This is a genomic window from Rhizobium leguminosarum (genome assembly GCF_002953715.1).
GTDB lineage: Bacteria > Pseudomonadota > Alphaproteobacteria > Rhizobiales > Rhizobiaceae > Rhizobium > Rhizobium leguminosarum_V.
Map to the genome: position 1 here is coordinate 210,090 of NZ_CP025016.1, position 23,042 is coordinate 233,131.

Consider the following 23,042-nt stretch of genomic DNA (forward strand, 5'->3'; position numbering starts at 1 on the left):
GATCGGTAAAATTCGAGTGCCCATATTCAGGGCGAAATGCCAATTGTCATAGAGGTTAGATTCGAATGGTCGGGCTGGGCGAGATATTTTTTGTCACCCAGCCATTATTCGCTCAGCAGTTGGCCGCGACACGGGCGGGCGCGGTGAAGAGATTGCGATAAGCGGCACCGGGATGGGGCGCGACGAGCCGCGGTCCCGCTCCCCCGAGTTTTTCCCGCAGCGTTCCCTTGGCATATTCGGTCTTGTAGACGCCGCGCTTTTGCAGTTCCGGCACCAGCAGATCGACGGCATCCTCGAAGCTCTCGGGTGTCACGGCATAGGCAAGGTTGAAGCCGTCGACATCGGTGTCTTCGATCCATTCCTGCATCAGATCGGCGACCGTCTGTGGCGAGCCGACGAAGACAGGGCCGAACCCGCCGATGCCGACCCAGTCGGCCATTTCGCGCACCGTCCATTCCTTGGTGGGATCGATGGTGGTGAAAGTCTCGACGGCCGATTGCACCGCATTGGTATGGCGGTGCCGCAGCACTTCGTCCGGCCCGAACTGGCCGAAATCGATACCGGTCCAGCCGGAGATCAGTGTCAGCGCGCCCTCGAAGGAGGCGTATTTGCGGTATTCGTTGAACTTGCGCTGCGCTTCCGCATCCGTTTCGCCGAGGATCACGGTCTGCAGGTTGAAGGCAAGGATTTCGCGTGGGTTGCGGCCGGCGCGTTCGGCCGCCTCGCGGACATTGGCGACGTAACGCTTCAGCACGGGTTTCGACGGAGAGGCGACGAAGATGCATTCGGCATGGGCGCCGGCGAAATCCTTGCCGCGGCTGGAAGCGCCGGCCTGGTAGAGCACCGGTGTACGCTGCGGCGAAGGTTCGCTCAAGTGAATGCCCGGCACGTTGAAATGCCTGCCGGAATGGCGGATCGGATGGACTTTTTCCGGATGGGTGAAGATGCCGGTTTCCCGGTCGCGGACGACCGCGCCGTCATCCCAGCTTCCCTCCCAGAGCTTGTAGCAGACCTCGAGATATTCCTCGGCGAGGTCGTAGCGGTCATCATGCTTCGTCTGCGCCGGCTGGCCGATATTGAGCGCGCCGCTGTTGAGATAGGAGGTGACGATATTCCAGCCGACACGGCCTTTGGTCAGATGGTCGAGTGTCGAGATGCGGCGGGCGAAGGTGTAGGGATGCTCGAAGGAGAGCGACGCCGTCAGGCCGAAGCCGAGATGCTCGGTCTCGTAGGACATGGTGGGGATGAGCTGCAGCGGATCATTGACCGGCACCTGCGCCGAATGGCGAAGTGCGGCGTCGACATTGCCGTTCAGCACGTCGTAGACGCCGAGCACGTCGGCGATGAACAGCCCATCGAACTTGCCGCGCTCCAGCGTCTTTGCCAGATGCACCCAGTAGTCGAGATCCTTGTAGGTCCAGGACTTGTCACGCGGATGGCGCCAGAGCCCCGGCGACTGGTGTCCGACGCAATTCATGTCGAAGGCGTTCAGCCTGATTTCGCGGGTCATGTCTTTCTTCCTTGGAATTAGGGATTGCTGCGGCCGAGGCCGTAGGTCAGCGCTAAGGCTCCGACGAGCACGGCGCCCTTGACGAAATCCTGGGTGTAATAAGGGGCGTTCAGCATGGTGAGACCGTTCAGCAGCACGCCGACGAAGACGGCGCCGGCAATGGTGCCGAGCACGTTTGGACGCCGCAGGTTGAAGACGGCAAAACCGATCAGCGCGGCGGCGACCGAATCCATCAGCAGCGAGCCGCCGGAGGAAACATCGCCACGCCCAACGCGGGCGGCAATGACGATGCCGCCCAGCGATGCCAGCGTGCCTGAAATGACATAGGCGAGCGTCTTCAGCCGGACTGTGGACGCGCCGGCAAGCCGGGTCGCGACCTCATTGCCGCCGGTCGCAAACAACAATCGGCCGATGCGGGTGCGTTCAGTGAGAATGAAGAGTGCGACGGCGACCACCGCCATCAGCACCACGGAGACGGGCAGGGTGCCGAGGATGCTGTAGCGGCCAATCAGCAGAAAAGCCGGGTCGTAGGCGCCGGTCGCCTTCGACCCGTCGGGCAGGGTGAGGCCGGCGGAAATCGATCGGCCGGCGGTTGGGATCAGCTGCAGGCCCGAAAGCAGGAACATCATCGCCAGCGTCGCCAGGAGATCCGGCACCTTCAGGCGGACGATGAGGAAGGCGTTGACGAGGCCGATCAGGGCGCCAAAGGCGAGCACGAGCGGCACCGTCGCATAGGCATCAAGGCGCCAGACGATCATCGCGTAACTCGCCGCCATCACGCTCGATGCGGCGACCGCGCCGATCGACAGGTCGAAACCGCCGACAGCAAGTGTGACGGTGACGCCGGCGCCGAGAATGGCGACGACGGACACCGCCTGCAGGATGCTCATCAGATTGGCGATGTTGATGAAGGCGGGTTGGGCGATGGTGAAGCCGACGATGAGCAGTGCCAGCAGGATGAACACCGCGCCTGCCCGGAGGAACGCCCCGAGGGCGGCGAGACGGCCGTGATCGGCTTGCGGCGATGCCTTCGGCCGGGCGCTTGGCTGTGGAAGAGTGTCGTCGTCGATCGTCGTCATGCGGATATTCCCTGGATAGCGGAGGCAAGAGCGACCCCGTCTGCCGCGGGCCCCAGCACGTGGCGGTCGATGACGAGGATGCGGTCGGCCACCTCATGGGCCTCCTCAGGATCGGAGGTCGCGATCAGCGTCGCCCGGTCGGTGCGGGCGCGAATTGCCCGGATGATGTCGTGACGGGCGCCGACGTCGACACCCTGGAAGGGTTCGTCGAGCAGCAGCAGCCGGCTCGGTTCCGCCTCCCAGCGGGCGATCACCGCCTTCTGCTGGTTGCCGCCCGACAGCGACCAGATCGAGGCGAGTGGACCCGCGGCCTTGATGCCGAGACGAGTGATCGCCTGTTCGGCCTCGCGTCGCTCGCGGCCGCCGACAAGGAAACCGTGCGGATACCATTTGCCAAGATGCGGTAGGCTGATCGTCGCCGATAATGAATTACCGGGCCATGCCGGCGGCATCAGCGAGGAGCGATGACGGTCTTCGGCCGCCATCGCCACACCTGCGGCGATCGCTTCGGTCGGGCTTTTCGGCCGGTACGGCCGGCCGTCGAGAGACATCGTACCGCCGGCAAGCGCAGTCACGCCAAAGATCGCCTGGAGCAGCCGGCTCTTACCGGCGCCGAGCACACCGGTCACCGCGACCACCTCGCCCTCATGCAATGACAGATCGAAGGATGCGGCTTCAGGGAGCAGGCTGATATCACGCATCTCGAAAATCGCCGGACCGGTCGCAGGCCGCGCATCCGGCCGGGCTGCCTCCAGTCTGCGGCCGATCATCGTCTCGATGGCGCTCGAAAAATCGATCGGCCGCGAAAAGGTGCCGACGACGCGGCCGCCGCGCATGACGAGCGCGCGGTCCGCGATGGCTTCAAGATCGGCTGTACGGTGCGATATATAGAGGATCGCCAGGCCGCGCTTGCGAAGCCTAAGCAGAATATCGAAGAGGCGGCGGCTTTCCTCTCCGGAAAGGCTCGCCGTCGGCTCGTCGAGGATGAGGAGGTCGGCGCGGTTGGCAAGCGCGCGGGCGATTGCCACCAGTTGCCGGTCGGCGCTGGTGAGTTCGCCGAAATCACGGTCCAACGGCAGGCTGAAGCCGGCGGCATCGAGCATGGACTGAGCGGCACGGCGGATGCCGGCGCGCGAGACGAAGAAGGGCGTGCTGCGATCGGCGAACCGTTTGAGAAGCAGGGCATCGGCAACACTCAGGCCGGCCGCGCCGACGAGATCCGTCGACTGATGCACCGTGACGACGCCGGCCTTTGCCGCTTCGGCCGGGCTGCGAGGCGCAAAGGGGTGGCCATCGAGACTGACCGTGCCGCCATCGGCCGGAAGTACGCCGGAAAGGATCTTGACCAGCGTCGATTTGCCTGCGCCGTTTGCACCCATCAGCGCCACGATCTCACCGCGCTCCATCGAAAGATCGGCACCGGCAAGAGCCCGCGTCGACCCGAAACTGCGGGTGATATTTTCAATGTGAAGAAGCGGCATCGATAGTGTCCGGGACTGCATTCGAAGCGGGAGTGTGCCCTGTCCGGGCGGTCGAACTCCAGGCACGCCTTTCCCTCACAAACTGTCCTCGGGAAACAAAGAATCTCCCGCAGCCCGTAAAATCGGATCATTTACTCTACTAAAAACATAGAGATTATATCTAAATAATCTGACGCGTCGCGAGGGCTGTCACACCTGTCAGACGACGCTCCCGATTGCTAAAGGAACGCGACGATGAAATCCCTCGCACGGCTCGCACTGTCTGCCGCCGTCATTCCATTCATTTTCATACAAGGCGCAAAAGCCGATGGTCTGTCCGGCGCTCCTGCCCCTTTCGACAAGGGCGGCGTCAAAGTAGCGTTGATCAGCTACATCTCGGCCGGTGACTTCTTCCAAGCTTACCAGGCTGGGGCTGAAGCCCAGGCCAAGGCGCTGGATATCGACCTGCGCGTCTTCCCCGGACGGCAGGACGCCGCCGAGCAGCGAGAACAGATCCTGCAGGCGATCAATCTCGGCGTCTCCGGGATCGTCATCGACCACGGCCTGCCGGAATCGCTCGGCGACGTCGTGCAGCAGGCGCTCGACAAGGGCATCAAGGTCGTGGCCTTCGACGTCAACCTCAACAATCCCAAGATTCCGCAGGTGGAGCAGAGCGATCACGAGCTTGCCTCGTTGGCACTAGAACAGGTGGTAAAGGACAACGGTAGCAGCTTCAACGCCGGCTACGTTTATGTCGCCGGCTTTGCGCCGCTCGATCGCCGCAACGAGGTCTGGGATAAGTTCAAGTCGGACAATAAAGACGTGGTCGAAAAGGCCCGCTTCGGCAATGTCAGCGACACGACGGCGACCTCGACCGCCGACCAGGCGAAGGCCGCACTCACCGCCAATCCCGATATTTCAGTCGTCTTCGCTCCCTATGACGAATTCGCCCGCGGCGTGAAGCTCGCCGCCAACGACCTCGGCATAGCAAGCAAGCTGAAGATCTATTCCGCCGACGTCTCTACGGCCGATATCCAGGAAATCACCGAGGAAGGCAGCCCCTGGGTCGCGACCGTTGCAACCAATCCGGCCGTCGTCGGCGCCGTCTCCATTCGCGCCGCCGCCCTTGAGATCGCCGGGCAGACGGTTCCTCACCAGATCACCGTGAAGCCGACGCTTCTGACGCAGGAAAGCCTGCGCGCAGCCGGCGTCAAGACGATCGAGGAACTGGCCGAAAAGATCCCGGCCTTCAGCACGAGCGATGCGGCAACCGCCAGCTGGATCCCGGACAAGCTGTTCTGAGACTACGCACTTCGATCCTTCCGGCGGAAGCCTCTGCGGCTTCCGCCGGATCATCTTTTTGGAGAATTGGAGTTCCGCCCATGAGCCAGTCCAATGTCATCTTCGCGGCCAGCCGCAACCCGACGCGCGAAGACCTCTTTGCCCGTGCCGAGGAGATCTCTGCCGACCTTTCCAGGCGCGCCGCAGACCTCGACCGCGAAGGCCGCCCGCCGCTTGCCGAAATCATCAAGTTGAAAAATGCCGGGCTGCTCAATGCGCTGCATCCCACGCAAATCGGCGGCGGCGGCCTCGATTGGGTCGACGGGCTGAGGCTGGTGCGTATCCTCGCCCGTGGCGAGAGCTCGATCGGCCAGTTGCTCGGCTACCACTATGTCAACAGCCAGTACATCTATTGGGCCCTCGATGCCGCACGCGCCCATGCGCTGGGCAGCGATACCGTCGCCAGGAACCTCTATTGGGGTGCAGCCGTCAATCCGCGCGATCCCGGGCTGGTGCTCACCCGTCGCGGCAACGGTTATGTGTTGAACGGACGCAAGTCCTTCTCCACGGCGGCGCGGGTCTCCGACTATATCAATGCCAATGCGGCGCTCGACGACAAGATCGCCGGCTTCGCCGTGCCAACCAATCGTCCAGGCTACGTCGCCAACGACGACTGGGACAATATCGGCCAGCGCCTCTCCGACAGCGGCAGCGTCGAGTTCCGCGACTTCCCCGTCTACGAGGAGGATTTCGTCGGTGCGCCCGCTGCACCCGATGTGGCGCCGCCGGTTCTGTCGACCTTCAATACGCCGTTCATCCAGCTGGTCTTCGTCAACTTTTATCTCGGCACCGCCGAGGGCGCGCTGCAGGCGGCCGTCGATTACGTCCGCACGACAACCCGGCCGTGGATCACATCAGGTGTCGAGCGGGCAGCGGACGATCCCTATATCCTCGAACGCGTCGGCGAATTCACCGCCGCGCTGAAGGCTTCGGCGGCCCTTGCCGACAGTGCGGCATCAGCCGTGCAGGCGGGCCTTGCTCGCGGCAGCGATGTGACCGCACGCGAGCGCGGCGAGGCGGCGGCGGAAGCCTATGCCGCCAAGGTCCACGCCACTCATGTTTCGCTCGACATCACCTCGCGCGTCTTCGAGCTGACGGGCGCGCGCTCGACGGCCGACAAATACCGCTTCGACCGTTTCTGGCGCAATGTGCGCACGCACACGCTGCACGATCCGGTCTTCTACAAGGCGAAGGAAGTCGGTGAATTCGTGCTGAACGACAAGATACCGGAGGTCAGCCTCTATAGCTGAGGTTGCCACGCTGTCATCGAAAATGAATAACCCCATTGCCGGCACCGGCAATGGGGTTTTCGTTTGGAAGAGAGGGAGATCTCAGAGCGCGCCGTTCTTCGGCGGCGTTACACCGTTCAAATGGTAGTTGCCGACGACGTGGTATTTCCAGCGCACGGGATCGTGCAGCGTATGGGTGCGGGCATTGCGCCAATGGCGGTCGAGGTTGAGGCCAGCCTGCACCGACGAGGTCCCGGCAAGCTCGAAAAGCGTGTTCGAGGCCTCGAGCGCCACTTCGGTGGTCAGCACCTTGGCGGCGGCAACCGCAAGCGTCGCCGCGACCACCTTTTCCTCTGTCGTCTCGACCTGCGCGGCATCGACCTTGTGCCCTGCGCGCTCCACCAGAGCCGTTGCGGCTTCCAGCCGGATGGCGATCTGGCCGACTTTGGCGATCGTCAGCGGATCGTCGGAGGCACGCTCAAGGCCGCTATCCATCCAGGGGCGCGATTTCGTCCTGACGAACTCCAGCGTTTCAGCAAAGGCCGCCCGCGCAATACCGAGATCGACACCAGCATGGATGATCTGGCCGACCGAGCCGATCGTCGTCGGCCGCTCGAAACCCTTGTGATGGAAGACAACGGAATCGGCGCTGACATAGACATTGTCGAGGATGGTCGTGCCGCTGCCGGTGGTGCGCTGGCCGAAGCCGTCCCAGTCGTCGACGATCTCGACGCCTTCGGTGCCCTTCGGCACGAAGGCCATGGTCAGCCGATCCTCCGGATCGAGCGCAAAGATGGTGATCCAATCGGCGAAGAGGACGCCGGTCGAATAGAATTTGCGGCCGTTGATCCGGTAACCCGGACCGTCGCGGGTGATGCGCGTGTTGTAGTGGCCGACCGTCTTCGTGCCGCGCTCGGAAAGCGCATTGCCGAAACGGTCGCCGGCCAGCACCCGGCCGAAGAAATAGCGCTGCTGCTCCTCGCCGCCGTCGGTTCTGAGCGCCTCGAGAATATAGAAATGGTTCTGCGGGATCTGGCCGATCGAACCGTCCGCCTCAGACAGGATCGCGGTGATCTCGGCAAGCACGGCGTTGGAGACGTCAAGCCCGCCATATTGCGCTGGCACGGTGATCGCCAGAAGGCCGGACTGGGCGAGAAGATCCAGTTCGCTAAATGGCAGGATCCGCTCGGCGTCGCGCTCGGCTGCGCGTGCGGCAAATTGTGCCGCCAGTCTGCGGGCGGTGGCGATCGCCTCATCATCGCTGCCGATACGGTCGGCCACGGGCCGGATCTGATCTGCTTGCCTCAGCACGGTGTTCATCGATGTCTCCAATTCTGACGAGCTTATCGGTGAAAGAAATTAAGCGTCGAGATAAGAGCACAAATTCTATAGATGCGATGGAAAATGAAAAGTGTTTGCTTATCAGGCTTGGACCGCCGCCATTAGTGTTGCGGTCCGGCACTCGTGCGACGTGGTCGCCTGGGAAGCGATAAAATTCCTGCCCAGAACTGGCGCTCCCGGTCTCGTTTTGACGACGGCGACCTCCTACGTAACCGATGTCAGGTGCGTCACCGCGCCGGTTGCAGAAAGAACGCCCAATGCGGGGCAGGGCGGCCGCCTTGCCCGATCCATGAGGAAAATCATGACCCGTTCACGGCAGTTGCGCCTCGGCGCCTTCATGCGTCCCGTCAGCCTGCATACCGGCGCCTGGCGCTATCCCGGTTCTTATCCCGACGCCAATTTCAATTTCGCCCATCTGAAGTCCTTCGCGCAGGCGTTGGAGCGGGCGAAATTCGACGCCTTCTTCATGGCCGATCATCTTGCCGTGCTCAACATGCCGGTCGAGGCGCTGAGGCGCAGCCACACCGTGACCTCCTTCGAGCCCTTTACGCTGCTCTCGGCGCTGGCAGCGGTGACGGAGCGCATCGGCCTCGTCGCCACGGCCTCCACCACCTTCGACGAGCCCTATCACATTGCCCGGCGTTTCGCCTCGCTCGACCATATCAGCGGCGGCCGCGCCGGCTGGAACATCGTCACGACGTCGAACCCTGATGCCGCGCTCAATTTCGGCCTCGACGAACACGTGGAGCATGGCGAGCGGTATCATCGCGCCCGGGAATTCTACGACGTGGTAACCGGGCTCTGGGACAGCTTCGCCGACGATGCCTTCATGCGCGACCGGGAAAGCGGCCTGTTCTTCGATCCGGCAAAGATGCATGTGCTGAACCACAAGGGCGAGGAACTGAGCGTGCGTGGGCCGCTCAATATCGCCCGGCCGCCGCAGGGCTGGCCCGTCATCGTCCAGGCCGGCCAGTCGGACCCCGGCCGCCAGCTTGCCGCGGAAACCGCCGAGATGGTCTTCTGTTCGCCGCGCGATCTTGCCGCCGGCAAGGCGCTCTATGCCGATATTAAAGCCCGCATGGAAGCCATCGGCCGCAACCGCGACCATCTGAAGATCCTGCCCGCCGCCTTCGTCATCGTCGGCGACAGCATCGAGGAGGCTCGCGCCAAACGCGCCACGCTCGACAGCCTGGTGCATTATGACAGCGCCATCGCTTCGCTTTCGATCGCGCTCGGCCATGACGCTTCGGGTTTCGATCCCGACGCACCGCTGCCGGCCGATATTCCCGACACCAATGCCAGCAAGACCGGCCGCGCCCAGGTGCTGAAACTTGCCGCGGAAGAAAATCTGACGGTGCGGCAGCTGGCGCAGCGTTATGGCGGCTATGCCGGCCTTGCCTTCGTCGGCACGCCGGCCAGCATCGCCGACGAGATGGAAAGCTGGCTGGAGGAGGAAGGTTCGGACGGCTTCAACGTGGTCTTCCCCTATCTGCCCCAGGGTCTCCTCGACGTCACCGAACGGTTGGTTCCGGAGCTGCAGCGCCGCGGCCTGTTCCGCAGCGAATACGAAGGCACGACACTGCGCGAGCATCTCGGATTGCCGCGGCCGGAGAACCGGTTCTTTGCATCAGGTACATGAAGGGGCCTCGCTTCTGCTTTCCGGAAGCAAGCCGATCGCGTTCAGGCCATGACCCCAACCCGAAATGCGTCGCTTTCGCCCGCCATCAGTTCGAGCGGCCAGATAATATTGCGCCCGTTGCCTGGATAAAACTCTCGATAGACCGGCATGTTGGCGAGAAGCATGCGGCCGAGTTCGACACCGAGATCGTAGAGCGACATGCGAAAGCAGCTGAGCGAGGGCTGCAGGAACCGTGCGCGCGGAGCGTCGCGGAAGCCGATCACCGCAAGGTCACGGCCGGGCATGACGCCCGATTCCATCAGGCAGCGATAAAGGCCGATCGCCATCAACTCGTAGATCAGGATCACTGCCGTCGGCCGCTCTTCGAGCAGCAGCAGTTCATGAGCCGCCTGATAGCCGCCCTGTTCACTCGACTTGACGCGAATGACGAGCGAGGGGTCGAAGACAATATCGTGCCGCTCAAGCGCCCGGCGATAGCTATCGATAAAGAGATAGCCGAGGTTGGCCTCGCCCGACGGCGCGGTGATCGCGATCCGACGGTGGCCCAGCGCGATCAACCGCTCGACGGCATGGTCGGCCACGCCCTCGAAATCGAGATCGATCCATGGAAAATTGCCGGCCGAAAGGCTGCGGCCGAGCGCGACGAAGGGGATCTTCGCCCTCGACAGAAAATCAATGCGCCGATCGACGCGCTGCGTGTCCGAGATGATCATCGCATCGACGATGCGCCGCGCCACCATCCGCTTCAGATATTCGTGCGGGTCCTCGTCGCTCGGGCAGGGCAACATGAGGAGGTCGAGCTTGTGGCGCGTAAAGACGCTCTGCAGGCCGCTGGTGACGCCGAGGAAGAAGTTGTCGGCGTTCTCGACCGTCTCCTTGCTGGATTCGATCATCAACCCGATAACCTTCGTCTCCCCCTGCCTCAGGCTCCGCCCAGACTGGTTGGCGACGTAGCCGAGTTCCTCGGCCGCCGCCAGCACCCGCCGGCGGGTTTCCTCATTGACATCGGGCTTGCCGTTCAGCGCGCGGGAGACCGTGCCGATCGAGATATTCAAGTGTTCGGCAAGCTGGTGAATCCCCTTCATCGCTGACGATTTTCCTCCCGTCCGCAATTTCCCATTTTGCCTCTATTGACACCGCAAAATGTTTCCGCATACAGTCGTAAACGTTTACGGAGTGCGTGTCACGAGGAGAGTTGACACCGTTCCCCTGGAGGAAATCGTGAAATTCAGTGCCATTCTGTGCGGGTGCGGAGCTATGTCCAAAGGTTGGTTGCGAGCCATCGCTTCCAATCCTCTGCTGGCCGATTCCATCACCATCGTCGGCCTTGTCGACCTGAGCCGGGAGACGGCCGAAAAGCTTGCTGCGGAGTTCGGCCTTGATGGCGCCGTCATCGGTTCGGACCTGTCCGAAGTCATCGCGGCCACAAAGGCCGACCTGGTCTTCGACATCGTCATTCCGGCTGCACGCTACGACGTCGTTTCCATCGCACTCAAGGCCGGCTGCCATGTGCTCAGCGAAAAGCCGATGGCGGCCTCGCTTGCCGAGGGCGCCGCTCTGGTCGATCTTGCCGCCGAGACCGGCCGCATCCATGCCGTCATCCAGAACCGCCGCTTCATATCAGGCGTCAGGCGCTTGCGTCGCTTCGTCGAAAGCGGCGCGATCGGCGAACTCACCGGCATCCATTGCGACTTCTTCCTGGCGCCGCATTTCGGCGGCTTCCGCGAAGATATGGACAACGTCCTGCTTCTCGACATGGCGATCCACACTTTCGATGCGGCGCGCTACGTCGCCGACAGGAAGCCGCTTACCGTCTATTGCGTCGAGCGCAATCCGAAGGGTTCATGGTACCGGCACGGCGCCTCGGCCAATGCCATCTTCGAATTTTCCGACGACATCGTCTTCACCTATCGCGGCTCCTGGTGCGCCGAGGGCGAGCGCACCAGCTGGGAAAGCCAGTGGCGCCTCGTCGGCTCGAAGGGAATGCTCACCTGGGATGGCGAGGAGAGCTTCAAGGCGGCTGTAGCCGGCGAAGAGCCCGGCCTTTTGCACGGCTCTGCTGCCGTAAACGTTCCCGGTCCGGAACATGACGAGGAAACCCATGGCCACGCCAGCGTCATCGCCGACTTCATCGCGGCGATCGGCACCGGCAAACAGCCCGAGACGGTCAATTCCGACAATATCAGAAGCCTCGCCATGGTCTTCGGCGCAATCGAAAGCGCGAAGACGGGCAGGCGCGTCGAAATTTCAGCATAGGATGAAGTGACGTGAGCAACCCTGCAAAATCCATTCGTATCGGCACTATGGTCAGCGGCAACAAGGGCGATGCCGCAGCCCGCATCGGCGAGATCGCCGACATGGGCTTCGAAAGCTTCGAACCCTTCTTCTGGCAGACGACCAAAGGCCAGGACCTTGCCGAACTCGGCAAGCGCTGCCTCGATGCGATCGGCGACCGCGACATTACCATCTCGACGCTCGGCATGTTCGGCAATCCGCTGGAAGAGACCACTATCGACCTCGAGACGTTGCAGGGCTGGAAGCACTGCATCGACAATGCCCATCACTTCGGCGCCACCTGCGTTGCCGGCTTCACCGGCCGCATCCGCGGAAAGCCGCTGACCGACAGCCTGCCTCGCTACAAGCAGATCTGGAGCGAACTCGCCAAGCGGGCGGCCGACAAGGGCGTCAAAATCGCTTTCGAGAATTGCGCCATGGACGGCAACTGGGCGACCGGCGACTGGAACATTGCGCATAATCCGGATGCCTGGGAACTGATCTTCAACGAGACGCCGGACGATAATATCGGGCTGGAGTGGGAGCCGTGCCATCAGATGGTCTATCTGATCGACCCTTTGCCGCAGATCCGCAAATGGGCGCACAAGTTCTTCCATGTCCACGGCAAGGACGCGACCATCCGCTGGGAGGTCATCAAGGAACACGGTATCTTCGGCAGGGAGAAGTTCGTCTTCATGCGCACGCCGGGCTTCGGCGACAGCAACTGGACTGACATCATTTCCGAGCTGCGTCTTGCCGGCTGGTCCGGCTCGATCGACATCGAAGGCTGGCACGACCCGGTCTATCGCGACGCGCTTGAAATGACCGGCCAGGTCTATGCGCTGAACCACCTCAAGCATGCCCGGGGCGGCGAATTCGTCGTCGATCCCATCTGATGATATCGTTTCCGGCAAGGAGGAATTGCCGGAAACGGGGATAACCACAAAGGAGGAGAATCATGGCTATCCGCAAATATGCAATTCTGGGCGCTCTAGCGCTTGCAGGCGTCTCGCTGTTTGGTCTTTCGGCCAGGGCTGAGGACGTCACGCTGACGCTCTGGTCGCTGGACAAAGACACCCAGCCAGCGCCGAACCTCGTCAAAGAGTTCAACGCCCAGAACAATGGCATCAAGATCGAATACCGGCTGATCCAGTTCGACGACGTCGTCACCGAGGCCATGCGCGCTTACGCCACCGGCCAGGCGCCCGACATCATCGCCGTCGACAATCCGGAGCATGCGCTGTTCTCGTCGCGCGGCGCCTTCCTCGATCTTACCGACATGATCGCCAAGTCGACCGTCATCAAGCCGGAGAATTATTTCCCCGGCCCGCTGAAATCGGTCGAGTGGGACGGCAAGTATTTTGGCGTGCCGAAGGCGACCAACACGATCGCGCTTTACTACAACAAGGACATGTTCAAGGCCAAGGGCCTCGATCCGGCGAAGCCGCCGCAGACCTGGGACGAGCTCGTCGAAGACGCGCGCAAGCTGACCGACCCCGCCAAGAACGTCTACGGTCTCGCCTTCTCGGCCAAGGCCAACGAGGAGGGCACCTTCCAGTTCCTTCCCTGGGCCCAGATGGGCGGCGGCAGTTATGAGCACATCAATGCCGAGGGCGCAGTGAAGGCGCTCGGGATCTGGAAGACGATCATGGACGAGAAGCTCGCTTCTCCCGATACGCTGACGCGCGGCCAGTGGGATTCGACCGGCACCTTCAATTCCGGCAATGCAGCAATGGCGATCTCGGGTCCGTGGGAGCTCGACCGCATGACGCAGGAAGCGAAGTTCGACTGGGGCGTCACGCTGCTCCCGGTTCCCAAGGAAGGGGCTGAACGCTCCTCGGCCATGGGCGACTTCAACTGGGCGATCTTCGCCACCAGCAAACATCCGGCCGAAGCCTTCAAGGCGCTCGAATATTTCGCCTCGCAGGACGACAAGATGTTCAAGAACTTCGGCCAGCTTCCGGCCCGTTCCGACATCTCGATCCCCGAGACCGGCCAGCCGCTGAAGGATGCAGCCCTCAAGGTCTTCCTCGAACAGCTGAAATACGCCAAGCCGCGCGGCCCGCATCCGCAATGGCCGAAGATCTCCAAGGCGATCCAGGACGCCATCCAGGCAGCACTGACCGGCCAGATGAGCCCGAAAGACGCGCTCGACCAGGCAGCCGACAAGATCAAGGCAGTACTAGGCTGATCATTGGCTGCGAGCGAGCCGCTTGCTCCCTCTTCTCCCCAGCGGGGAGAAGAGGAACGGGAAGCAACGCGTCTTTTAACCGGATGAACCTCGGTTCATCCCATCATTTCCTCCCGGCAGGGGCCGTCTTCCGCATCATGCGCCAGGCGGCCCCGTTCGGAGTATCGGAGGACGCATGAAAAGGATCCTGATGAGCGTCAGGGACGGTCGCGGTTTCGATATCGTGCTAGTCGCTTTCCCGCTCGGCTTTCTGTTCCTGATGGCGGGGCTGCCGCTGATCTACAATGTCGTGATGAGCTTCCAGGAGGTCGACATGTTCAGCCTCGGGACCTTCTCGCGTCCCTTCGTCGGCTTCAAGAATTATACCGACCTCTTCGCGCAGCCGGAAACGCTGCCGATCCTCTACAACACCGTCATCTTCGTCGTCGGCTCCATCGCCGGCCAGTTCCTGATCGGCTTCGGCCTGGCGCTGTTCTTCTGGGTCAATTTTCCCGGCGCCTCATGGATGCGCGGCCTGTTCCTCGTCTCGTGGGTGATGCCCGGCCTCGTCGTCGGCGCCATCTGGAACTGGATTCTCTCCGGTGATTTCGGCGTGCTGAATTTCATTCTGAAGGAAAGCGGCATCATCTCGGGCAACATCTTCTGGCGCTCGGATCCGCATTATTCGCTCTATGCCGTCATCATCGCCAATGTCTGGCTCGGCACCTCGTTCAACATGATCCTGCTTTCCGTCGGCCTTGCCGGCATTCCCGCCGATCTCTACGAAGCGGCCGAACTCGACGGCGCCAATGTATGGCAGCGCTTCTGGACGATCACGCTGCCGATGATGCGCTCGACCATCGGCGCCATCATCGCACTTGGCTTGATCTTCACCTTGCAGCAGTTCGATCTCTTCGCCGCGATCACGTCGGGCGGGCCGAACAATTCATCGAATGTCACGCAATACTGGGCCTGGGATCTCTCCTTCCGCCAATACGACTTCGCCAAGGGCGCAACGATCTCCGTCATCATGATCGTCTTCGTCATGTTCGCGTCCGTCGTCTATGTCCGGTCCACACGCCACGAGGTGCGGGGATGATTACGACGAACCGCGACCGCCTGATGCTCGCCATATCGATCGTCATGGCGGCGATCTATCTGTTCCCGCTCTACTGGATGTACATCACAGCGCTGAAAAGCGGCTCGGAGATGTTCGCGACGCCGCCGAGCTTCTGGCCGACGGCACCCCAATGGGGCACCTATGCCTATGTCTGGGAAAGCCGCGACATGGGCCGATATCTCTGGAACTCGCTGGTCATCGCTCTCGGCTCCATGGCGCTCATCACCCTGCTCGGTGTCGGCTGTGCCTATGTGCTCGCCAGATACCGCAATGTCTGGGTGGATATCGGCCTGTTCCTGATCCTGATGCTGCAGGTCCTGCCGGCATCGCTGATGATTACGCCGATCTTCGTCGGCTTCTCGCAGATCGGCCTGCTTTCCACTCCACGCCTTGCCGTCATCATCGCGGTCGCGGCAAAGAGCATGCCCTTCTTCGTCATCCTGGTGCGCGCCACCTTCATGAGCGTTCCCCAGGAGCTGGAGGAGGCGGCCCTCGTCGACGGCAATTCGCGCGTCGGCGCCTTCTTCAACATCGTGCTGCCGCTTGCCCGCAACGGCATCCTGGTCAGCGCCATCCTGATCTTCATGCAGGCCTTCGGCGAATTCGTCTATTCGAAGTCGATGATCCAGGCAGTCGACCTTCAGCCGGCAAGCGTCGGTCTCAATTCCTTCATGGGGCCGAACACCAACGAGTGGAACAACATCATGGCCTACGCCACGATGTATGTGACGCCGATCCTTGCCATCTTCGTTCTCTTGCAGCGCCGCATCGTATCCGGCCTCACCTCTGGAGCCCTCAAATGACCACACAGATCGAGCTCAGAGGCGTCAACAAATATTACGGCGCCTTCCACGCCCTGAAGAACATCGACCTTTCGATCGCCAAGGGCACTTTCGTCGCGCTCGTCGGCCCCTCGGGCTGCGGCAAGTCCACGCTGCTGCGCTCGCTTGCCGGCCTCGAAAGCATTTCGTCGGGCGATCTCAGGATCGCCGGCGAGCTGATGAACGGCGTGCCGCCGCGCAAGCGCGACGTCGCGATGGTCTTCCAGTCCTATGCCCTCTATCCGCATATGACGGTCGAGGAGAACCTGACCTACAGCCTTCGCATCCGCGGCATCGCCAAGGCGGAGGCCAAGAAGGCCGCCGAGGACGTGGCGGCGACGACAGGTCTTTCGCATCTCCTGAGGCGCTATCCGCGCGAGCTTTCCGGCGGTCAGCGCCAGCGTGTCGCCATGAGCCGCGCCATCATCCGCCATCCGAAGGCCTTCCTGTTCGACGAGCCGCTGTCCAATCTCGATGCTGCGCTTCGCGTTCACATGCGCAAGGAAATCCGGTCGCTTCACGACCGGTTGCACGCAACTTTCGTCTACGTCACACACGACCAGGTCGAAGCGATGACGATGGCCGACCATGTGGTTGTCATGCGCGACGGCATCATCGAACAGCAGGGCGCGCCGCTCGACCTCTACGACCGGCCGGCGAACCGGTTTGTTGCCGGTTTCATTGGCTCGCCGGCCATGAATTTCATTCCCGCGATTGCCGCGGAAGGCGGCAAGAGCCTGATCCTGGACTTCGGCGCGGTGAAGCAGACGCTTGCGATCACCCGCGCCGTCGAGCCCGGACGTAAGCTCATCGCCGGCATCCGGCCGGAGCATATCGGCGTCGTCGAGCCGGGGCATGGCAGCTTCGACGTGCCGATCGCCTTCGTCGAATCGACCGGCTCCTCGACCTTCATCGTCGCAGAGACCCAGCCGGAACTGACGATCGTCGAGACGCGCCGCGACAGGGTCAAGGCAGGAGACATGATCGGACTTTCGGTCGATCCGGACCAGATCCATCTCTTCGACGCGTCGACGGATCACGTCATATAAAGGCACCAGCCCGTCGGCTTGGAATTGTCATAAATCGAACCGGGTGACGCCGTCGAGCCAGATCTCGAAAGCATCACCGGCGACTGGCTGCGCGACAAGCTCGACCCGACGATCGCCTGAGGGCCTGTCCGGTCGAGCTGGATCGGATCGCAAGAAAAACAAATCCTGCACGATCATCGCTGTTGACAACGTCGAGCAATCGATATTGTCTTGTAAACCGCTTTACTAAACCGCTTTACAATAGGTCCAGTCAATGGCCAAGGGAACGACACCAAGCTTGAAGGATGTTGCGGCGGCCGCCGGCGTGTCGGTCACCACCGTGTCGCGCTTCGTCAACGGCAGCCTCGATCTTCCGTTTCAGACCAAGAAACGCATCGAGGATGCGATCAAGACGCTGAACTACCGGCCGAACCCGCATGCGCGGCGGTTAAGCAGGGGGCGCTCGGATACGATCGGCCTCGTCGTGCCCGATATCGCCAATCCCTTCTTCGCGACCCTCGTCGCCGCCGTGGAGCAGGCGGCCGATGAAAAGAAGCTCGCGGTCTCCTTGCACGCGACGCTCAACCGGCCGGGGCGCGAGATCGAATATCTGCAGTTGATCGAGCGCAATCACGTCGACGGCCTGATCTTTGTCACCAACCACCCCGACGATGGCGCGCTTGCCGCGCTGATCAACGGCAGCGGCAAGGTCATCATCGTCGATGAGGACATTCCCGATTCGAAGGCGCCGAAGCTGTTCTGCGACAACGAGCAGGGCGGTTATCTTGCCGGCTGGCACCTGGCCGAGCAGGGCCATCGGCACGTCCTTTTCATCGGCGGCGACGAGCGCATGATCAGCGCCCGCAGGCGCTATGACGGCCTGCTGAAGGCGCTCAGGGAACGGCATGGCGATGAGGCCCGGGCCGACCGCTATGCCGGCGAATATACAATCGAATACGGCCGTGCGGCTGCGCTTGACTATCTCTCCGGCGATCGAAAAGCGACGGCGATCTTCGCCAGCTCCGACGAGATCGCCATCGGGCTGGTCGAGGTCTTCAGAAGCCAAGGCGTCTCGATCCCCGATGACATCTCGGTCATCGGCTTCGACGATGTCGGTCCGCTTCATCTTTTTGCACCACCGCTGACGGCCATCCGCCAGCCGGTGCGCCAGATCGGCCGGCGGTCGCTGGAGCTGCTTCTGGAAACCAATTGGCACGAGTGGAAACCATCCGCCTCGGAAGAACTGGTGCCTGTCGAAATCGTGGTGCGGAACTCTGTTGCGCCGCCTGCGAAATAACAATCAGCAACGTCAAAAAACCAAAAGAGGATGAGAACATGACACTGAATTTGACAAGACGAACGATGATCGTCGCCGCCGGCTTCACGGCATTGACCTTCATCGGCCTGTCCAGCGCTGCGGCACAGGAAAAGAAGACCGTCGCATTGGTGCAGATCAACCAGCAGGCGCTTTTCTTCAATCAGATGAATGAGGGCGCCCAGAAGGCGGCTGACGCCGCCGGCGTCAAACTGGTGATCTTCAACGCCAACAACGAAACGACCGCGCAGAACAGTGCGATCGAAACCTACGTCCAGGAAAAGGTCTCCGGCCTTGCCGTCGTGGCGATCGACGTCAACGGCATCATGCCGGCGGTCAAGCAGGCGGCCGATGCCGGCATTCCTGTCGTCGCCATCGACGCCATCCTGCCGGACGGCCCGCAGAAGGCGCAGATCGGCGTGGACAATGCCGCGGCCGGCGCTGATATGGGCAAATATTTCCTCGACTACGTCAAGGCGAACATGGGCGGCAAGGCCAAGCTCGGCGTTGTCGGAGCGCTGAACTCGTTCATCCAGAATATCCGCCAGGACGGCTTCGAGAAGACCCTGAAAGGCGTCGACGGCATTGAAATGGCCGGCGTCGTCGACGGGCAGAACATCCAGGACAACGCCCTTGCGGCGGCAGAAAACCTGATCACCGCCAATCCTGACCTGACCGCGATCTACGCCACCGGCGAGCCGGCCCTGATGGGGGCGATCGCCGCCGTCCAGAGCCAGGGCAAGCAGGATAAGATCAAGGTGTTCGGCTGGGATCTGACTGCCGAAGCCATTGCCGGCATCGATGCCGGCTTCGTCGTCGCCGTCGTCCAGCAGGATCCGGCCGCAATGGGGGGTGCCGCCGTCGACGCGCTCGTCAAGGCCTCGGCCGGCGAAGCCGTCACCAAGACGATCTCGGTGCCGATCACCATCGTGACCAAGGAGAATGTCGAGCCGTACCGGGCCGTCTTCAAATGATCGAAAGCGGACAGCGTGACATCGCTGCCGCCGGTTCCGGAGGGGTCGCTCCCTCCGGAACCGGAATATCCGGCGGCACCCGATCCGACCCGCGCATCTCGCTGCGCGGTATCCGCAAGTCGTTCGGCTCGCACCAGGCCCTGCGCGGCGTCGATCTCGACATCTTCCCCGGCGAATGCCTGGGCCTTGTCGGCGATAACGCCGCTGGCAAGTCGACGCTGACGAAAATCATCTCGGGAACCTACATTCCCGATGCCGGCACCATCACCATGGAAGGCGAAGAGGTTCGCTTCTCCGGCCCCGCGGATGCGCGTGGCAGAAACATCGAAATGGTGTTCCAGGATCTCAGTCTCTGCGACCATATCGATGTCGTAGGCAATCTCTTCCTCGGCCGCGAACTCAGCCGCGGGCCGTTTCTCGACACCAGGACGATGCTGTCCGAAGCCCGCAAGATGCTGGATTCGCTTGAGATCCGCATCCCGAGGCTGACCGGCAAGGTCGCCCAGCTCTCCGGCGGGCAGCGTCAGGCGATCGCGATCGCACGCGCTGCCTCCTTCAAGCCGAAGGTGCTGATCATGGACGAGCCGACGTCGGCACTTGCCGTCGCCGAGGTCGAAGCGGTTTTGGCCCTGATCAACCGCGTCAAGGCGAACGGGGTTTCGGTGATCCTCATTACCCACCGGCTGCAGGATCTCTTCCGGGTCTGTGACCGAATTGCGGTGATGTACGAGGGCACGAAGGTGGCCGAACGGCAGATCGGCAGCACCAATCTCGAAGATCTCGTCAGGCTGATCGTCGGTGAAGGAGCCAGACAATGACGGCTTATACGGAACGCGGCCACGGCTCGCGCGTCGCCGATTTCTTCGGCGAACACGCACAGGTCCTGTCGATCGCCATCTTCTTCCTGGCCTGCATGATCTTCTTCTCGATCGGCAGCGAAACCTTCTTCACGCTCGGCAACATCCTGAACATCGTGCGGCAGGCTGCGCCCATCCTGATCGTCGCCATCGCCATGACATTCGTCATCATCACCGGCGGCATCGATCTTTCGGTCGGCTCGCAGGTCGCCCTCATCAACGCGGTCGCGGCGATCGTTATGGCGATGGGTGTTCCCTGGCCGTCGGTGGTCATCGGCATGATCGTGCTCGGCGGCTTCATGGGGCTGGTCCAGGGCTGGTTCGTCGCCTATCAGGGCATCCCGGCCTTCATCGTCACGCTTGCCGGCCTCTCGATTCTGCGCGGCCTGGCGCTCTATCTGACCCAGGGCTATTCCATCCCGATCAAGGACGCGCCGGGCTTCTTCGCGCTCGGGCGGGGCGAAATCCTGAGCTTCCCGATCCCGGCGATCATCGCCGTCATCATCGCCATTCTGGGCTATGTCGTCATCACCGCGACGAAATATGGCCGGCAGGTCGTGGCTGTTGGATCCAACATGGAGGCGGCTCGGCGTGTCGGCATGCCCGCCAAATGGATCATCGCCTCGGTCTATATCATCTCCGGCGTCGCCTGCGCGGTCGCCGGCCTGCTGATCGCCGCTCGCCTCGGCTCCGGTTCGTCCAATGCCGCCGTCGGTTTCGAGCTGCAGGTGATTGCGGCCGTCGTGCTCGGCGGAACGTCGCTGATGGGCGGACGCGGCACGATTCTCGGCACCGTGCTCGGCACGCTGACCATCGCCGTCATCGGCAATGGCCTGATCCTGATGCACATATCGCCGTTCTTCACCCAGATCGTCACCGGCGCCATCATTCTCGTGGCCATCTGGCTGAACACGCGCATCTTCACGGCCAATTTCCATTTCCGGCTAGGCAGGAAAGGATGAAGCGATGAGCGAGCCGACAGCAGAAAGCCTGTCCGAAGCGCATGTCCGGTCGGGCAAGGTGATGGCCGTCACCGGTCCGATTTCGGTGGATGCGCTCGGCGTGACGCTGATGCACGAGCATATCCTCAACGACTGCCGCTGCTGGTGGCACGCGCCGAAGACACCGGAGCGGCAATATCTGGCCGAAAGCTTCGTCTGCATGGAGATCCTCGGCGAACTCAGGCAGGATCCTTTCGTCAACAAGCACAATATCACGCTCGACGACGAACAGCTGGCGGTGGCCGAACTCAGGGATTTCGCCACGGCGGGCGGGCGCACCGTGGTGGAACCGACCTGCAAGGGCATCGGCCGTGATCCGCTGGCGCTCCGGCGTATCTCCGAAGCATCAGGCCTCAACATCGTGATGGGGGCGGGTTATTACCTCGGCTCCTCGCATCCGGAAGGCGTCGCCGCGATGAGCGTCGATGACATTGCGCTAGAGATCGTTCGCGAGGCGAGGGAAGGCGTCGACGGCACGGGCGTCAGGATCGGCCTGATCGGCGAGATCGGCGTCTCCTCGGATTTCACCGCCGAGGAGGAGAAATCGCTGCGCGGTGCTGCCCGGGCGCAGGTGCTGACCGGACTTCCGCTGATGGTGCATCTGCCGGGCTGGTTCCGTCTCGGCCACCGCGTGCTCGACGTGGTTGCCGAAGAAGGAGCAGATCTCAGCCACACCGTCCTTTGCCACATGAACCCCTCGCATGACGACATCGCCTATCAGAGCGAGCTGGCAGAGCGCGGCGCCTTCATCGAATACGACATGATCGGCATGGATTTCTTCTATGCCGACCAGCAGGTGCAATGCCCGAGCGACGAGGAGGCGGCGCGTGCGATCGTGCGTCTCGTCGAGGCCGGGTATCTCGACCGGATTCTTCTGTCGCACGACGTCTTTCTGAAGATGATGCTGACGCATTATGGCGGCAATGGCTACGCCTATATCCTTCGCCACTTCCTTCCCCGTCTTCAGCGGCACGGCCTCGACAGGACGGTTCTCGACGAGATGATGCGCAGCAATCCACGTCGCGTCTTTCACGCCGGAGCCTAGCTCCATCCATTTAATCGATCACGGGTAAACGCAGACCATGACCAAGAAAATCCTCCTTGTCGGCGAGAGCTGGGTCAGCTCCGCCACGCATTACAAAGGCTTCGACCAGTTCGGCAGCGTCACCTTCCATCTCGGCGCCGAACCGCTGGTGAAGGCGCTCGCCGGCAGCGCCTTCGAACTCACCTATATGCCGGCGCACGAGGCGGTGGAGAAATTCCCCTTCGACATGGCGGGGCTCGACGCCTACGACGCCATCATTCTCTCCGATATCGGCGCCAACTCGCTGCTGCTGCCGCCGGATGTGTGGCTGCATTCGCGCACGGTGCCGAACCGCCTGAAGCTTCTGAAGGCATGGGTGGAGAAGGGCGGCGGCCTGCTGATGGTCGGTGGGTACTTCTCCTTCCAGGGCATCGACGGCAAGGCCCGCTGGCGGCGCACCCCCGTCGAAGACACGCTGCCCGTCTTGTGCCTGACTTATGACGACCGCGTCGAGATCCCCGAGGGCACGGTTGCCGAAGTGGTGAAGCCTGATCATCCGACGATGCAGGGTCTCGAAGGCGCCTGGCCGGTGCTTCTCGGCGTCAACGAGGTCGAAGTGCGAGATCGTGCCGACGTTGAAATCGTCGCGCGCCTGCCTGAGGATCAGGGCGGTCACCCGCTGCTCGTCGTCGGCACGCATGGCACGGGGCGGACAGCCGCCTGGACGTCGGATATCGGCCCGCACTGGCTCTCGCCTGCTTTCTGTGAATGGGAAGGCTACGGCCGGCTCTGGAAGAACATCCTTGGCTGGCTCACTGAAAAGCAGGCGTGATTTTACCGCGCGCGGAATTGGAAAGGG

20 protein-coding genes are annotated in these 23,042 nt (G+C 62.3%); 15 read left to right on the forward strand and 5 right to left on the reverse strand.

Features of this window, described 5'->3' with window-relative positions:
* Positions 1-112 precede the first annotated feature (112 nt).
* Genes CUJ84_RS35800 through CUJ84_RS35810 form a run of 3 tightly spaced genes read right to left on the reverse strand, consistent with a single transcriptional unit; the run spans position 113 to position 4,070 of the window.
* Positions 113-1,510, reverse strand: coding sequence for an LLM class flavin-dependent oxidoreductase (locus CUJ84_RS35800; protein ID WP_105010165.1), 1,398 nt, complete (start codon positions 1,508-1,510; stop codon positions 113-115).
* Positions 1,511-1,527: 17 nt separating this feature from the next.
* Positions 1,528-2,589, reverse strand: a complete 1,062-nt coding sequence (locus CUJ84_RS35805) for an ABC transporter permease (protein WP_105010166.1) — start codon at positions 2,587-2,589, stop codon at positions 1,528-1,530.
* Positions 2,586-4,070: a sugar ABC transporter ATP-binding protein gene (locus CUJ84_RS35810; protein WP_105010167.1), complete on the reverse strand. Its 1,485-nt coding sequence runs from the start codon at positions 4,068-4,070 to the stop codon at positions 2,586-2,588. The genes CUJ84_RS35805 and CUJ84_RS35810 overlap by 4 nt, the downstream gene beginning before the upstream one ends.
* A gap of 234 nt (positions 4,071-4,304) precedes the next feature.
* Here CUJ84_RS35810 and CUJ84_RS35815 point away from each other — a divergent pair, with 234 nt between their 5' ends.
* Both CUJ84_RS35815 and CUJ84_RS35820 read left to right on the forward strand, forming a co-directional pair.
* Positions 4,305-5,351 carry a substrate-binding domain-containing protein gene (locus CUJ84_RS35815; protein WP_105010168.1) on the forward strand — a complete coding sequence of 349 codons (1,047 nt, stop codon included), beginning with the start codon at positions 4,305-4,307 and terminating at the stop codon, positions 5,349-5,351.
* 80 nt (positions 5,352-5,431) lie between these two features.
* On the forward strand, positions 5,432-6,640 hold the full coding sequence (locus CUJ84_RS35820) for an acyl-CoA dehydrogenase family protein (RefSeq protein ID WP_105010169.1): 1,209 nt from the start codon (positions 5,432-5,434) through the stop codon (positions 6,638-6,640).
* Positions 6,641-6,721: 81 nt separating this feature from the next.
* On the opposite strand, the gene CUJ84_RS35825 is transcribed toward CUJ84_RS35820, so the two are convergent.
* Entirely contained in the window at positions 6,722-7,939 is a 1,218-nt protein-coding gene (locus CUJ84_RS35825) for an SfnB family sulfur acquisition oxidoreductase (RefSeq protein ID WP_105010170.1), read from the reverse strand.
* Positions 7,940-8,261: 322 nt separating this feature from the next.
* Between CUJ84_RS35825 and CUJ84_RS35830 the strand changes: the two genes are divergently transcribed.
* Positions 8,262-9,599, forward strand: a complete 1,338-nt coding sequence (locus CUJ84_RS35830; protein ID WP_105010171.1) for an LLM class flavin-dependent oxidoreductase — start codon at positions 8,262-8,264, stop codon at positions 9,597-9,599.
* 41 nt (positions 9,600-9,640) lie between these two features.
* Here CUJ84_RS35830 and CUJ84_RS35835 read toward each other — a convergent pair whose 3' ends face one another.
* Entirely contained in the window at positions 9,641-10,684 is a 1,044-nt protein-coding gene (locus tag CUJ84_RS35835) for a substrate-binding domain-containing protein (RefSeq protein ID WP_105010172.1), read from the reverse strand.
* A gap of 136 nt (positions 10,685-10,820) precedes the next feature.
* On the opposite strand from CUJ84_RS35835, the gene CUJ84_RS35840 reads away from it, so the two are divergent.
* The 12 genes from CUJ84_RS35840 (at position 10,821) to CUJ84_RS35895 (ending at position 23,015) form a co-directional block, all read left to right on the forward strand.
* Complete coding sequence (locus tag CUJ84_RS35840; protein WP_105010173.1) at positions 10,821-11,855, forward strand: Gfo/Idh/MocA family protein; 1,035 nt, start codon at positions 10,821-10,823, stop codon at positions 11,853-11,855.
* A gap of 11 nt (positions 11,856-11,866) precedes the next feature.
* Complete coding sequence (locus tag CUJ84_RS35845) at positions 11,867-12,769, forward strand: sugar phosphate isomerase/epimerase family protein (RefSeq protein WP_105010174.1); 903 nt, start codon at positions 11,867-11,869, stop codon at positions 12,767-12,769.
* Between the two features lie 62 nt (positions 12,770-12,831).
* Positions 12,832-14,064: an ABC transporter substrate-binding protein gene (locus CUJ84_RS35850; RefSeq protein WP_105010175.1), complete on the forward strand. Its 1,233-nt coding sequence runs from the start codon at positions 12,832-12,834 to the stop codon at positions 14,062-14,064.
* 175 nt (positions 14,065-14,239) lie between these two features.
* Positions 14,240-15,142 (forward strand): carbohydrate ABC transporter permease, encoded by a 903-nt coding sequence (locus CUJ84_RS35855; RefSeq protein ID WP_003552007.1) that lies wholly within the window; start codon positions 14,240-14,242, stop codon positions 15,140-15,142.
* Complete coding sequence (locus CUJ84_RS35860; RefSeq protein ID WP_105010176.1) at positions 15,139-15,966, forward strand: carbohydrate ABC transporter permease; 828 nt, start codon at positions 15,139-15,141, stop codon at positions 15,964-15,966. The genes CUJ84_RS35855 and CUJ84_RS35860 overlap by 4 nt, the downstream gene beginning before the upstream one ends.
* Positions 15,963-17,033: an ABC transporter ATP-binding protein gene (locus CUJ84_RS35865; RefSeq protein ID WP_105010177.1), complete on the forward strand. Its 1,071-nt coding sequence runs from the start codon at positions 15,963-15,965 to the stop codon at positions 17,031-17,033. The genes CUJ84_RS35860 and CUJ84_RS35865 overlap by 4 nt, the downstream gene beginning before the upstream one ends.
* A 253-nt stretch (positions 17,034-17,286) precedes the next feature.
* On the forward strand, positions 17,287-18,309 hold the full coding sequence (locus CUJ84_RS35870) for a LacI family DNA-binding transcriptional regulator (protein WP_105010178.1): 1,023 nt from the start codon (positions 17,287-17,289) through the stop codon (positions 18,307-18,309).
* 38 nt (positions 18,310-18,347) lie between these two features.
* Entirely contained in the window at positions 18,348-19,301 is a 954-nt protein-coding gene (locus CUJ84_RS35875) for an ABC transporter substrate-binding protein (RefSeq protein ID WP_105010179.1), read from the forward strand.
* Positions 19,298-20,119, forward strand: a complete 822-nt coding sequence (locus tag CUJ84_RS35880; protein ID WP_105010180.1) for an ATP-binding cassette domain-containing protein — start codon at positions 19,298-19,300, stop codon at positions 20,117-20,119. The genes CUJ84_RS35875 and CUJ84_RS35880 overlap by 4 nt, the downstream gene beginning before the upstream one ends.
* Positions 20,116-21,120, forward strand: coding sequence for an ABC transporter permease (locus CUJ84_RS35885; protein ID WP_105010181.1), 1,005 nt, complete (start codon positions 20,116-20,118; stop codon positions 21,118-21,120). Before CUJ84_RS35880 ends, CUJ84_RS35885 begins: the two co-directional genes overlap by 4 nt.
* A gap of 4 nt (positions 21,121-21,124) precedes the next feature.
* The gene (locus CUJ84_RS35890; RefSeq protein WP_105010182.1) at positions 21,125-22,204 is read left to right on the forward strand and encodes a phosphotriesterase family protein; all 1,080 of its coding nucleotides are present in this window, start codon (positions 21,125-21,127) and stop codon (positions 22,202-22,204) included.
* 37 nt (positions 22,205-22,241) lie between these two features.
* The gene (locus tag CUJ84_RS35895; protein WP_105010183.1) at positions 22,242-23,015 is read left to right on the forward strand and encodes a glutamine amidotransferase; all 774 of its coding nucleotides are present in this window, start codon (positions 22,242-22,244) and stop codon (positions 23,013-23,015) included.
* The last annotated feature ends 27 nt before the right edge of the window (positions 23,016-23,042 follow it).

Coding starts and splice junctions, on each gene's coding strand:
- CUJ84_RS35810 (WP_105010167.1), bottom strand. CDS start 4,070: ATGCCGCTTCTTCACATTGAAAATATCACCCGCAGTTTCGGGTCGACG.
- CUJ84_RS35890 (WP_105010182.1), top strand. CDS start 21,125: ATGAGCGAGCCGACAGCAGAAAGCCTGTCCGAAGCGCATGTCCGGTCG.
- CUJ84_RS35820 (WP_105010169.1), top strand. CDS start 5,432: ATGAGCCAGTCCAATGTCATCTTCGCGGCCAGCCGCAACCCGACGCGC.
- CUJ84_RS35895 (WP_105010183.1), top strand. CDS start 22,242: ATGACCAAGAAAATCCTCCTTGTCGGCGAGAGCTGGGTCAGCTCCGCC.
- CUJ84_RS35825 (WP_105010170.1), bottom strand. CDS start 7,939: ATGAACACCGTGCTGAGGCAAGCAGATCAGATCCGGCCCGTGGCCGAC.
- CUJ84_RS35830 (WP_105010171.1), top strand. CDS start 8,262: ATGACCCGTTCACGGCAGTTGCGCCTCGGCGCCTTCATGCGTCCCGTC.
- CUJ84_RS35885 (WP_105010181.1), top strand. CDS start 20,116: ATGACGGCTTATACGGAACGCGGCCACGGCTCGCGCGTCGCCGATTTC.
- CUJ84_RS35800 (WP_105010165.1), bottom strand. CDS start 1,510: ATGACCCGCGAAATCAGGCTGAACGCCTTCGACATGAATTGCGTCGGA.
- CUJ84_RS35865 (WP_105010177.1), top strand. CDS start 15,963: ATGACCACACAGATCGAGCTCAGAGGCGTCAACAAATATTACGGCGCC.
- CUJ84_RS35870 (WP_105010178.1), top strand. CDS start 17,287: ATGGCCAAGGGAACGACACCAAGCTTGAAGGATGTTGCGGCGGCCGCC.
- CUJ84_RS35805 (WP_105010166.1), bottom strand. CDS start 2,589: ATGACGACGATCGACGACGACACTCTTCCACAGCCAAGCGCCCGGCCG.
- CUJ84_RS35880 (WP_105010180.1), top strand. CDS start 19,298: ATGATCGAAAGCGGACAGCGTGACATCGCTGCCGCCGGTTCCGGAGGG.
- CUJ84_RS35815 (WP_105010168.1), top strand. CDS start 4,305: ATGAAATCCCTCGCACGGCTCGCACTGTCTGCCGCCGTCATTCCATTC.
- CUJ84_RS35850 (WP_105010175.1), top strand. CDS start 12,832: ATGGCTATCCGCAAATATGCAATTCTGGGCGCTCTAGCGCTTGCAGGC.
- CUJ84_RS35875 (WP_105010179.1), top strand. CDS start 18,348: ATGACACTGAATTTGACAAGACGAACGATGATCGTCGCCGCCGGCTTC.
- CUJ84_RS35835 (WP_105010172.1), bottom strand. CDS start 10,684: ATGAAGGGGATTCACCAGCTTGCCGAACACTTGAATATCTCGATCGGC.
- CUJ84_RS35860 (WP_105010176.1), top strand. CDS start 15,139: ATGATTACGACGAACCGCGACCGCCTGATGCTCGCCATATCGATCGTC.
- CUJ84_RS35855 (WP_003552007.1), top strand. CDS start 14,240: ATGAAAAGGATCCTGATGAGCGTCAGGGACGGTCGCGGTTTCGATATC.